Below are 13,107 nucleotides of genomic sequence, written 5' to 3'. Positions count from 1 at the left end.
AATGTGAGCGTATCTGGTCAAAACCTCTAGACTTCCTCGTAGTAGGTGTCGGGGTTCTCGGGGTCGAAAGGCTCGTTGGCCCACATGACCGTCACGAGGTCCTCGGTGTCGGACAGGTTGGTGATGGAATGCGTGTATCCGGGGATCATCTCCACGGCGCGCATGTCTGGGCCGGAGACGACGTACTCGTCGACGGGGAACGGGTTGCCATCGGCGTCCTCCCCCACCTTCCTCAGCTTGATCGACGCGGTGCCGGAGACCACCAGGAACCTCTCCCACTTGCTCATGTGCCAGTGGTTACCCTTGGTGATGCCGGGCCTCGAGACGTTGATGGAGACCTGGCCTCGCTCGGGCGTACGCAGGAACTCGGTGAACGAGCCGCGAGCGTCCGTGTTGGGCTTGAGGCTATAGGCGAAGTGCCCCGGCTCGTAGTAGGACAGGAACGTGCTCCAGAGCTTCTTGGAGAAGGAGCCCTCGGCAAGGTCGGGCACCGAGAGCGTCTCGCGGCTGTCGCGGAAGCTGTCGAGCAGGTAGACGATCTCGCCCAGGGTCTTCACGTCGGTTTCCGGGACATAGCAGAACCCGTCTCCCTCTACCCTCTCGAGGCCCTCGTAGCCGCAGCGGTACTCCTCGCCCAGCAGGGCGCCCAGCATCTCGTTCACGAGGTCGTCGATGTAGAGGAGCTCCAGCTCCACGGATGGGTCGTTGACGGTGTAGGGGCGGCCGTTGGCTATGGCGTCGCAGAAGGTGGCCACGGCGGAGTTGTAGCGCGGGCGGCACCACTTGCCGTAGAGGTTCGGGAAGCGGTAGATGAGCACGGGCGCCCCCGTGCGCTCCGAGTACTCCCGGAACAGGCCCTCCCCCGCGAGCTTCGACTCGCCGTATACGGAGCCCTCGAAGCGGCCGGACAGGCTCGCCTGCGCGGAGCTGGACAGCATGACGGGGCATTTGTTGCCGTGGCGCTCGAGCGTGTCCAGCAGCGTGGAGGCGAACCCGAAGTTGCCCTCCATGAACTCGGACTGGTCCTCGGGGCGGTTGACGCCGGCCAGGTTGAACACGAAGTCGGCGCGGGAGCAGTAGTCCTCCAGCTCCCCGGGCGTCGAGTCGACGTCGTACTCCATGACCTCGAGCGGGAGCAGCGCCTGGTATTTATCGCGGCGGTCCTTGCCGTCGCGGACGTTCTTCAGCGCGCAGCAGAGGTTCCTGCCCACGAACCCATTCGCGCCGGTGACGAGGACGCGCACCCTACTGCACCGCCTCGTGCTCGCGGCCCTCGAGGGCCAGCTGCACGTACTCGGCGGTCTTGATCTTGGCGATGGTGCCCTCCACGTCGAGCCTCTCGGTGTTGTGGGAGGTGTAGGACTCGTCGGCCTGGGTCTCCACCTCGCCGTCGACGACGAACTTGTCGTAGTTGAGGTCGCGCGAGTCGCATGCCACGCGGTAGTAGCCGCCCATGTCCTCGGCGCGCAGTCGCTCCTCGCGGGTCATGAGGGTCTCGAAGAGCTTCTCGCCGTGGCGGGTGCCGATGACCTGCGTGCCCACGCGGCCGAAGACCTCCTGCACGGCCTCGGCGAGGTCGCCGATCGTGGAGGCCGGCGCCTTCTGGATGAACAGGTCGCCGGGGTTGGCGTGCTCGAAGGCGAACTGCACCAGGTCCACGGCCTCGTCCAGGTTCATCAGGAAGCGGGTCATGTTGGGGTCGGTGACCGTGAGCGGCTCGCCCTTCCTGATGCGGTCGATGAACAGCGGGATGACGCTGCCGCGCGAGCACATGACGTTGCCGTAGCGGGTGCAGCAGATGGTGGTGCGGCCGGCGCCGTTGCGGGCGTTGGCGTAGATGATGGACTCCATCATGGCCTTGGACTTGCCCATGGCGTTGATTGGGTATGCCGCCTTGTCGGTGGACAGGCACACGACGCGGTCGACGCCCTCCTCGATGGCGGCGTGCAGCACGTTGTCCGTGCCGATGACGTTGGTGCGGACGGCCTCCATGGGGAAGAACTCGCAGGAGGGCACCTGCTTGAGGGCGGCGGCGTGGAAGATGTAGTCAACGCCGTGCATGGCGTCGCGCACGCTCTGGGCGTTGCGGACGTCGCCGATGAAGAAGCGCACCTTGGAGGCGAGCTCCGGGGACCTCTCCTGCAGGCGGTGGCGCATGTCGTCCTGCTTCTTCTCGTCGCGCGAGAAGATGCGGATCTCGGCCAGGTCGGTGTTCATGAAGTGCTTGAGCACGGTGTTGCCGAACGAGCCGGTGCCGCCCGTGATCATAAGGGTCCTGTCTTTGAATACACTATCGCACATTTCAAGCTCCAATTAAATAAACTAAAGGCGAATGAAACTAAAACAAAATGCAAGTCAATGCTTAACCTATTGATACGCTTCTTATCCTAAACGAAAAGACGACTACTGCGCATAAATTAGAATTAAAAAGCGTTTATACCTACGTTAAAACTGATAACACCACCAATTAGCGTTTAAGAAGTCATTGCAAGTGGTTATGTAGCTTCAGCCAAACACTTTTATATCTATGTATTTAGCGAATCTCTGATGCATTATTTCCGAATAATGCATGGAAGCATCGCGACACATCCGACAAAATAAGCAAGCGAAATTGCAGCACTCGTTCCGTTAGGTCCAAATAGCTGAATCAATAAGCCAGAAAGGGGGACAGCAACGATTAAGGCGACTAAATTACCGACAAGATTACCGGCCATCTTTCTCTTAACAATCGTCAGGTCGGAAAAGAAACCGATAAACGCCGTAAGCAGAGAGCTAATAACCGCACCGTACAGCAAAAAAGAGTACTGATGGATTTGGTCACCAAATATTAGCCCCAACATGTAGTCGCCGCAGATAAAACAAGCGAACAAAATAACAATGGACAAAACAAGGGCGCCAAGAACGACCTTCATCAACATAGTATTAAATGATTTTTTATCCCCCGACTCACTAGCGCTCGCAAACGCGCCGAGCAAAGGGGCATAGGCATTAGCAGCACCCGCCTGAACGATTGCTGCGGGAGAACACACCGAGGAATAAACACCCAACATTGAGGCCCCCAGCACGGTAGCAAGTTCCTGACGCGAAACGGATGTAACCGCAGCGCAACAAAAAACCCCAACCGTAGCGGGAAGACACTTATAAAACAGTTCAGTCATCGCCTTGAACCTAAAAGAAGGAACAATCAAATCGAAATTAGAGGCCCAATGTGCATCAACAATCGCCACGGGGAGAGACACCGCAATCATCAGAACGATACTCAACACAAGAGAATGTGAAATATACATTCCGGCACAAAACACCAGTAGAGACAAAATACCCCTCAGCAGCATCGACATACCGCAATAAATCATATTTCCAGCTTTTTGATCAATGCCATGAAACACATCAACCATGACTTCAATTGACTTATATATGCAATAGAGGTACACGGGAAGAAGAGAAGACTGCTGACAGGTAAAGAATGCATAAGGCATTACGAAAACAAACCCCAGCGCTATTGTGATTAAACGAAAACCAATATACTCCCCTGAAGAATACTCACATGAAAGATCGGATACTTGAAAGGATCGAATCTTATATAAACCGATCGGAACAAATAGATTGCTGATTGTCATTGCCAAAGATAAATCTCCGGCATAGTTAAAATCCGACGATAGTCGAACTACAGCAACTGTCGTTAACCACTGGCAAGCAAGGTATGCAATAGAGCCAACAGTATTCCATGTAATGTTTTTCTTTAAACTATCAGTCAAATTTACCCAATCGATTTTAGATCTAATTAAATAGCCTAACCAATAACCTCTCTAGCGATTGCATCAATGCTTTCACCATATCCAACGCCAGGAACAGCCCATTTACCATTTAAATCAATGGTTCTCGGAGCGCAACCACGACTGACATATTTAAAGCGAGCATCAATACATGGATTGACCAAGAGTTCCGTTGAACCATACGCCTTTAGATGTTGAACCTGAGCTCGTAGTCCTTCACGAACAGATCCGAAGCTATAGCCTGGGTTGCCAGGCCCAGTGGCGCCAAGGCCTCCAAAGTTGCACTGATTAGGCTGGACCAAATTTCCAAACTTTAAATACCCCGTTTCTTTCACCACCTGTCCGTATAAAACCTCAGGCGAGACACCCTCCGACTGAGCCTCTTCATATAGAATTTTGCAGAAATCTCTAATGTTCGACGCTCCCCTATCCGCGTAAACGGCTGAAGGGAATCCTTTAGAGCCCATTATCTTTGTGAAATGATTAGCGGCATCTAGATAGGTTGAATAAGCGGGCGACATAATAAGACCTTCATATCCAGTCATACTTGCGCCATTGCGTCCCTCCTTAATGCCGCAATTCAAATAATGCATGTAATAGTTCTTCAGGTTCAGTCCGAAAGCCTTCCTCAGGTCCATATAACGATTTCGATAGCCGTAAACGTCGAAGGACTCGTTCCCGCGCCGTCCCTCCGCCATGCCGCAGTTGATGAAATGGCGCAGCACGGCAGCATCGTCAACGAACCTCAGACCGCCCCTGACGGTTGTAAAGGCACTCAGGACGTCTCCGTTGTTAGAGGTATAGAAGTCGAAATCGTAAACGGGGGAATAATCGGTACCGCCTTGCGAAACAACAGCACCCGTGAGGGAATCGCATCCGGTCGTGATCCTCCCCTCAGCGCGACCGCTGCTGAGGTAATGGCCATATAAAGCTGTGAGGTTGGCACCGAATGCGCGACGAAGGTCGGGGTATCTATTGTAATAGCTCAGTACGTCGAAGGACTCGTTCCCGCGCCGTCCCTCCGCCATGCCGCAGTTGATGAAATGGCGCAGCACGGCAGCATCGTCAACGAACCTCAGACCGCCCCTGACGGTTGTAAAGGCACTCAGGACGTCTCCGTTGTTAGAGGTATAGAAGTCGAAATCGTAAACGGGGGAATAATCGGTACCGCCTTGCGAAACAACAGCACCCGTGAGGGAATCGCATCCGGTCGTGATCCTCCCCTCAGCGCGACCGCTGCTGAGGTAATGGCCATATAAAGCTGTGAGGTTGGCACCGAATGCGCGACGAAGGTCGGGGTATCTATTGTAATAGCTCAGTACGTCGAAGGACTCGTTCCCGCGCCGTCCCTCCGCCATGCCGCAGTTGATGAAATGGCGCAGCACGGCAGCATCGTTAATCATTACAACGCCAGCGGGGCTTCGTTTAGAAAAAGCGTTACGAATGTCTTCGTTATTCGATAGATAAAATGAGGGGTCATAAACGGATGAATAATCAACGCCATTGATAGCCGTAGCATATCCTTCAATCTTTGAGCATCCGGTCCCATGCCTTCCTTCCGCTTTTCCAGCTGTAACGTAATGCTCATAGTACTTAACTAAATCAAAGCCAAAAGCAGCTCTTAAATCTGGATACTCATTAAAATAACTCTGTACGTCAAAGTTAGCAGAGCCGCGCCTGCCTTCGCTCATGCCATAGTTAATAAAATGGTCTAGAGCTAAATCACTATTTCCAGAAGTAGCTTTGGCTACGTCGGGATAAAGCGACAAATAGTAATTAGCATCGAATACGGAAGAATAATCGAGCCAAGTTGACTTAGGAAATTGCGCAATGATCGCATCGGCATCAGCTTCGCCAAGGCGTTTGCAACCAGCATCGCTAAAATAATTCAACACGTCCCCCGCATTAGAAATAAAGCCATGCTCGATTAAGATGCCGGGAATACCTTGCTCGCGGGCACAACGGATGACCGCAAACTCATCTCCAACTTCCATCTGGAATACACCGCGATAGCTGAGCCCCATAGAAGCGAGGTTGTTCATAACTTTATTCGCGAGCTCGACTGAAACTTGCGTGTAATCATATTCATTGGCAGTGGGGGCATATACCTCAGCGCCATGGGCAACAGGAGAACCGGAATTAATATGGAAGCTAACAAAGGCCTGTGCGCCTTGACTCACACATCGCTGGACACGATAAAGGAAATCATTTCCGGAGTAGCCGCCGCTTTGCTCGCGCGCAAGAACGACTTTAAAGCCATACGCCTCAAGCTTATTCTTGCAAGCAGCAACAATCTTCCAAGTTAAATCCGCCTCACTCTTTCCATTTCCCTGTGCGCCGGGATCAGTGCCGCCATGGCCAGCATCAAGGGCAATTACCCGAACGTTTTTTCGAGCTGAGCGTGTGGCATAAGTAGAAATGCCGTCCGGTGAATCAGCACACTCCAACGCCTGTTTGATGGATTGGGCCTCAACAGCATTGCCTTCGCCGTCCGCATAGTAAACGGAAGTGCCCTCGGAATTAGCAGAGCTCTCAACAACCGCAAAAGAATAATCCCTGTCAGAGAGATCAATCTCATGTTCAGCATCATCGCCCTGCAGAACATAGGTTATTGAAGTAAGAAAATATGTATTGAGATCTAGCTTCGAGCCAAATGTAAATGCAGCAGAATTTACAGCCCGCGCGGAAGCGTCAACCGCTCCCTGAACTCCGTTGGCGCTAACATAGTTTAGTGTTGCGGAGGCGATGGTATCGCTGTCATTAGGAGTTGCAAACGCGACGACTTGGTCAGTCCCGCTAATAAGGTTCGGATAGGCAAGGTATATATATTGAAAAGAAGAATCAGTCGATTCAGTTTGCGGCTCAGCCAAAGAAGCATCTACACCGAAATCCTCATCAGCCGATTCGTCGACGCCCGCCGGCGACGATTGCTCAACAGCTATGTCTCCGTCGGCAGCGCCCTCGTCATGTGAAGCTGCAGGATCGTCTGCGGACGCAGCATCTGATGTAATATCCACAGATCGCACGCTATTCGCAGCATAAGCAGCGGCTACAGGACTCATCAAGGATGAAATCGTCAAGAGTGCAGCTAAAGAAAACGCTGTTGAGGCACGCAATGCCTTTTTCATATTGTATCCCCCATCACAAATAATGATACTAAGGATAAATTATCTTACAATATCCTCTGCATCGGAAGTCCAGTTGTCCAAAGCACGGGAATTGTCATAAAGGCAGATGGAACCTGCCCCTACAAAAGACAACAAGCGTACTCAGCGGGTTTTTCGCCCTTCCAAAGATACAGCGTAAAGCACTGAGTTTTGAAGCAATTAGCCGCACCTAAACAGCGCAAGCACCAGTGACACGAAAATCCACTGAAGCAAGCAATTCGACATAATTCGTTTAAAGACGCGGCAGGCGGCGAAAGCGTTTACATAGCCGTGAAATACAGCAAAATGCCTCAGTGTTTCGCTTGCATCAGAGGCGTCTGAGGCTTCATTGACAGAATGATCGAGCCATTAATTGTAGAAAAGTTAGACATGGTCTTCCTGAATCAAACACTGGCAAACAATTGCCCCCACCGCTCTTGCAGCTCTTGAGGACACTTTGCCGGATCTTGGAATTACTTCGCTCCTAAAGCGAGAAGTACTCACTGTCGGGAGATAGGTTCGGCCCGAGCCAGGGATCACCGTACTAAAAGAACTCTGGCCAACGCTGCATGAACAGTGCTTGCTCGCACTTCCAGCGGCGCAGCTTTTCCTCGTCGGCCTCTTCCCTGCCGCGCGAGGTGAACTCGTAGTGGTACAGCTCGGCATAGGGCGTAAAGATGGTGCGGTAGCCCGCCTCCCACACGCGCAGACAAAAGTCCGCGTCGTTAAAGCCGACGGCGAATTCCTCGTTGTAGCCGCCAACCTGCTCAAATACGTCGCGCCGGACCATCTAACAGGCGCCCGTTACGGCACTGAAGTTGCCCGGGCGCACGGCACGGGCAAGATGGCCCTCACGCTTTGCAAAAGGCATCTTTGTGGCCGCAAATTAAAAAACGCAATACCATGCCCGTATCGATACGTAATATGCGGCCAGCGCATTCTATTGGTGTGGAAACCGGTACGATTCCTTGATTTAAACCGAAGCCTCTACAGCAATTAATAGCGCCTCCAACAACACAAGCACCAGAGGCATGTCAACCGAGTCATCATCGACGGTCTCAGATAACTTCGCAACGGTTACCACGTCAGCCTTCGGCTCGATCGGCTTCTTAACAGCAGCCTCGGTGATAGTCGTCTTAGTTGCAACAACCGTGGGCGTTACCATGCCTATAACTGGCCTTGCGTGCCCACGACGCACTTTCCTAGATGGTTATCGACCAATCCGCTACAACCAGAGAACGCTGGTACAGAATCCCAATCGTTCCATCACCTGTGTAGAGGGATCGTCGTCAACTCACGTATGCGGAAGAAAATGTCAAAAGTCTTGGTTCTACGACAAAGCTTTATTTAACAAATCGCAAGGACCGATAAAACGTATGATGAAACCACCCAAGAGCTTCCTGAGACCTTCCAGCATTAAGCAGATCGCGAACACAACCGTTGGAACAAAAAGTACCTGCAATATTCCCAGCCCAACGCCGACACGCGTAAAGGGAAACAGCGAGCTCCAAAGCCAACTTTGAATGGGCCCATAGTCAGAAATAAGGTAAGTAGCAAAACAAAGTTTTGCGATAGCGTTAACGAAACGGGAGGAAAAATGCGGCATTTTTAAATCAATCAACAAGACCGAGATGGCTATAGCTAACGAAAAAATAGACGCCGGCGAACCGAAAAAGCCGTTATACAAATTCGCAAATGTCGAACCCAGCAAACCATCAAAATGGAATTGACCATAAAACGAGATTGCAACTCCCACAAAGGCAGCAATGCAGCAGGCAACCAGGCACCGTATATCCACTGTTGACAAATCTACATACCAGCGAATATAGGAAACAAGAACGCAAATTATAATAAAATCCACTAGTAGCCCGTCGATGGGAATCCAAAAGAGCGGCACATAACGCAGGAATCCAAAGACAGAGACCAGAAAGACTATTAGATATAGATGTAGTTTCTGGCCCAACGCATGCAAAGCTGGAATTATAAAGGGCAGCAAAAATACAAGCCAAGCATAGACGGTTACAAACCACCAACTAGAACCAGTAAGAGTTGGTGCAAAAATATCTATCAAATTGGTTGGACTTACTTGAATATCGCCGCGAAGTATGAAGAAAAAACCCAGCGCAATACTATAAAAGAGAACCGTGCCTTCGATTGAAGCTATCCGTTTAACAGCCTTATTTATGGAATATTCGACTTTCCCCGCAACAAACCAGATTGTTATGGCAACAAAGCAGCCGACCGCAGTTCTTCCAATTGGATAGAAAAAGATATTGTAGAAAAACCTAGTAAACGAACCAGGAAATGCGGAAACAGAATCAGCGTTGTGAACAACGAAATGATGAGCCATTACCGTCCACATAAGGACAATGCGAAGTAATTCGATACGGGAATCTCGTATTGTCTTTGCCATTAAGCCCCCTCCAAAAATAAAATCTATGCCTCGCACGGTCAATCATCGCTTTAAATCTACTTGCAGACGATATCGGATAATATCGAGCTGCATAAGCCTGTATAAACTTATCGCGGAAGTATCGAGTTTTCGCAATTCGTCTTACTAAGTAGTCCACACGTTTCTTTCTTCCAAGCGCATACCAAAAGAAAGGTTAGGACTTCCTAAAACTATTGCCTTAACGCGAGAAGTACTCGCTCTCGGAGGATAGGTTTGGTCCAAGCCACGGATCGCCCGTCAAGAAGAACTCCGGCCAGCGCTGCATGAACAAAGCCTGTTCGCGTTTCCAGCGGCGCAGCTTTTTCTCGTTGGCTTCTTCCCTGCCGCGCGAGGTGAACTCGTAGTGGTACAGTTCGGCATAGGGCGTAAAGATGGTGCGGTAGCCCGCCTCCCACACGCGCAGACAAAAGTCCGCGTCGTTAAAGCCGACGGCGAATTCTTCGTTGTAGCCGCCAACCTGTTCAAATACGTCGCGTCGGACCATCTGACAGGCGCCCGTTACGGCGCTATAGTTGCCCGGCCGCACCGCGCGGACAAGATAGCCCTCGCGCTTTGCAGAGAAGTCTTGGTTGGCATGGGCAAGTGCGCCACGCACGCCAACCAAAATGCCAGCGTGCTGCACCAGATGGTCGGCAAAATAGAGCTTAGCGCCCACCACACCCACATCGGGACGCTGCAGATAGCCCATCATCTCTTCAATAAAGTCCGGGCTTATGACCTCGGTATCGTTGTTCAGCAGCAGCAGGTAGTCGCCCCTGGCATGCTCAACGCCAAAGTTGATGATTTGGGAGTAATTGAACTCACCCGGCCAGTACACAACGTGCGCAGTGCCCTTACCGCCAGACGTAGCGGTCACGCGTTCCGGCAGGGTTTCGTAATACGCAAACGTCTCCGGGGCTTCGCTGTTATTCTCCACCAAGACGATCTCGTAATTGGTATACGTGGCCTTCTGGGCGATCGACATCACACAGGCATCGAGCGTCTCAACGTGGTCCTTGGTGGGAATCACAATGCTCACCAGCGGCGCAGGCTCCGGCAGCGCATAATGCACGCGGTAGACAAACGACGTCTCGGTCTCCTCGACCGTTCCGCAAATGCCCAGCGAGTCAAAGTGACGCTGCAGCGCCAAACGACCAGCTTCAATGGCGTAAGGTTTGCTATCTGCAAAGTCATCGGCGGTGAAACCGGGATGCACGCGCCAGTGATACAACACGTGCGCAATATGCTCAAACCGTGCGCCCGATGCAAGGCAGCGAAGAGTCAGATCATAATCCTGGGCGCCCGCGACATCTTCCGGCGACATGCCAATGCGATCGATAAGCGCCTTCTCCACCATCAGAAAATGCGTCACGCAGTTATGGCTATAGAGCAGGTCGACGTTGAGTTGCGTCTTAAAGACCGGCTGACCCCACTCCCCCGTTTTCTGGAACATGTCCTCGTCACAGAACAGGACCTGCGGACGCTCCCCCTCTGCCGCTTTATTCAACGCGGCGACATAGCGGAACAACGCATCCGGCTCCAAGATGTCATCGTGGTCTAAGAATGCGATGTAGTCGCCCGTCGCTTGCAGAATGCCAGCATTGGTGTTGAGTACAATGCCGCCGTTACCAGGCAGCTCAATCCAATAAACCCGCTCGTCATTGGCGGCGGCCGCAAGATTGGCCACCACATCCCATTCGGGTGAGGCGTCCATAAGCAGCAATTCCCAGTTGTCATAGCTCTGGGATAGCACCGAGTCCAGCAGCTCACGCAGGTAGACCTGATCGGTCTTGTAGCATGGCACCACAATGCTCACGAGCGGCCTATAGGCAAATGCCGCTGAAGCGACACGCTGGCACGTCAAATCACCCGGCTTTGCGCGATGCTGCTCAAACCAACGTCGATAAGCGGCGTCGTCCGCGCGTGCATCCTTCATGCGATTCCAGCTGTCGTCGACCATGCCGTTGTACAAACGACCATCCATGGCGCAAAATCCGCTCTGGAATTGACCCGTAGGATCAGCCGCAATCGCGACAAAATCGCGTATATCCTGAGGCATCTCAACGCTCAGATACGTTTTATTGACGCGACATCCGTTTTGCTGGAGAACATCGACCTGCGACTCAAAAACATGCACGGTGGCATCGATCGCATTCATGTGCATATCGAAGACCTGTAGCTCAGGGGCGCACTGGGGGTCTCCCGCCCACTTGACCTCATAGCGCCAGACGGCGCCCTCATCTGCCGGTAAATAACGAACGGCATCGATCTCGTAGCGACCACAGCATTCGCCACGCTGGGCATCGCGGATAAGCGCGCACATCGCAGGCTTTGCTTTGTAGTTAACCTTAGATTCCAGCTTGGCAATACGACTGTCAAGGCGAATAGAGCCCAGCCTTTTACCGCCGGACGCAAATGAAACGTCAATTGTAGAGCCGTCCATAAACGGAAGCACCAAGACGACAAGCTCGCGCTCATAATCGGCAACGGAGGGACAAAGCGCAAGCACGCGGCCGTGATCGACCGGCAGTGCCAAGGACGGCACGCATGCCCCATTGGTCGTCGCGTGAGCAAAAACCTGGGAGCCCTCCTGCTCAATAAGCCTCGCGATATCCTGACCGACAAAACGAAGCAGAACAAACAGACGACCCTGACTGCGGCAAAGCGCCAAACGCTTGATACTCATCTACACCTCTCGCTTTCCCAGAGCATTCGCAGCCATGCGCTTGCACGCGCCCAGGCGCCCAAACCTCAAGACGTCGTAAGCGAACATGAGCTTTTTACACGAACGAGCAGCAGGAGCCTTACCGATAAGTGCCGCACGCACCATAGCGGCAACAGAAGGAGCGCATTGTGCGAGCGCAGCATCACTGCCCACGGCAGAACCATCAAGCGCCGCGGCAACGGCAGCAAAAACCTTGCCGCAGCCCGAGCTCAGCAGCCTGAGTGCATCGTACAGTACCAGATCACACAGGAAGTACGCCAGGTCATCGGCATGCTGGGCATCGAGCCCATCATGGCGCCAATCGGCCAGCACCGCGGAGTATATCTTCACGTGCTCCAGCAAACGCGTCTCATCGTCATAGCGCATGGTGTCCATGAGCGAGCCCTTGCGTGCCACGCGATAGTCGTACAGCTTGTTCGAGATAAGCGCGGTCTTACGCGAGCGACCATAGACGGCAAAATCGAAGACCTGGTCCTCGCCATACTTAACGGTTTCATCGAACACGATCCCGTTGCCCAGCAAAAAAGCGCGCTTGCAAGCGGTGCGCCATGCAAAGGGGCGAGACGCTTCCTTAAACAGCAGGTCGGAGCTATAGCCCTCAAACGACGCATCGCGCGGGCTCAAAACGTAGTTAAGCCACGGATACCCTGCCTCCAGCGGATACGGGTTTGCGCCAAAGGTCAAAACGTCGCAATCCTCACGCTCAAAGGCATCAACGATTACGCGGCACGCATCAGGCGTAAACCGGTCGTCGGAATCCAAAAACGCAACGACAGGCGCCGTGGACGCAGCGATGCCCGCATTGCGCGCGCTCGACAGACCACCGTTGGGCTTATCGACAAGCTTAAAGCGTGTATCCTTTTCGCAATAGGCAGCGGCGATGTCGCGCGAACCATCCGGCGAACCATCGTTAACCAGCACGCCCTCCCAATCGGGCATATCCTGCGCGAGTAGGGAGTCCAGGCACCATGCCAGGCACTCCTCCACCTTGTAGATGGGAACGACGACGGAAATCCTAGGGGTAGCCATGGT

9 protein-coding genes are annotated in these 13,107 nt (G+C 52.9%); all 9 read right to left on the bottom strand.

Going from position 1 to position 13,107, the window contains the following annotated elements; genetic code table 11:
* Positions 1–26: 26 nt before the first annotated feature.
* The 9 genes from ABCP74_RS01585 to ABCP74_RS01545 all read right to left on the bottom strand — a co-directional run bounded on the left by ABCP74_RS01585 (position 27) and on the right by ABCP74_RS01545 (position 13,104).
* Positions 27–1,244: a polysaccharide biosynthesis C-terminal domain-containing protein gene (locus ABCP74_RS01585; RefSeq protein WP_343000572.1), complete on the bottom strand. Its 1,218-nt coding sequence runs from the start codon at positions 1,242–1,244 to the stop codon at positions 27–29.
* A 1-nt stretch (position 1,245) separates the two neighbouring features.
* Positions 1,246–2,301, bottom strand: coding sequence for a polysaccharide biosynthesis protein (locus tag ABCP74_RS01580; protein WP_343000573.1), 1,056 nt, complete (start codon positions 2,299–2,301; stop codon positions 1,246–1,248).
* A 251-nt stretch (positions 2,302–2,552) separates the two neighbouring features.
* On the bottom strand, positions 2,553–3,755 hold the full coding sequence (locus ABCP74_RS01575; protein ID WP_343000574.1) for a lipopolysaccharide biosynthesis protein: 1,203 nt from the start codon (positions 3,753–3,755) through the stop codon (positions 2,553–2,555).
* A gap of 35 nt (positions 3,756–3,790) precedes the next feature.
* Complete coding sequence (locus ABCP74_RS01570) at positions 3,791–6,901, bottom strand: N-acetylmuramoyl-L-alanine amidase family protein (RefSeq protein WP_343102188.1); 3,111 nt, start codon at positions 6,899–6,901, stop codon at positions 3,791–3,793.
* 562 nt (positions 6,902–7,463) lie between these two features.
* A complete protein-coding gene (locus tag ABCP74_RS01565) occupies positions 7,464–7,709 on the bottom strand; it encodes a glycosyltransferase family 2 protein (protein ID WP_271738045.1) in 246 nt (81 codons plus the stop codon).
* A 183-nt stretch (positions 7,710–7,892) separates the two neighbouring features.
* On the bottom strand, positions 7,893–8,084 hold the full coding sequence (locus ABCP74_RS01560) for a hypothetical protein (RefSeq protein WP_343000576.1): 192 nt from the start codon (positions 8,082–8,084) through the stop codon (positions 7,893–7,895).
* Positions 8,085–8,249: 165 nt separating this feature from the next.
* Positions 8,250–9,332, bottom strand: coding sequence for an acyltransferase family protein (locus tag ABCP74_RS01555; RefSeq protein ID WP_271738046.1), 1,083 nt, complete (start codon positions 9,330–9,332; stop codon positions 8,250–8,252).
* A gap of 217 nt (positions 9,333–9,549) precedes the next feature.
* Complete coding sequence (locus tag ABCP74_RS01550; RefSeq protein ID WP_343000577.1) at positions 9,550–12,036, bottom strand: glycosyltransferase family 2 protein; 2,487 nt, start codon at positions 12,034–12,036, stop codon at positions 9,550–9,552.
* Positions 12,037–13,104: a glycosyltransferase family 2 protein gene (locus ABCP74_RS01545; RefSeq protein ID WP_271738048.1), complete on the bottom strand. Its 1,068-nt coding sequence runs from the start codon at positions 13,102–13,104 to the stop codon at positions 12,037–12,039.
* Between the last annotated feature and the right edge of the window lie 3 nt (positions 13,105–13,107).

The sequence above is a fragment of the Collinsella aerofaciens genome, from assembly GCF_039062315.1.
GTDB classification, from domain to species: Bacteria; Actinomycetota; Coriobacteriia; order Coriobacteriales; family Coriobacteriaceae; genus Collinsella; species Collinsella aerofaciens_BG.
Note: the sequence above shows the minus strand (reverse complement) of the source record. Positions and strands in the feature narration are given on the sequence as shown.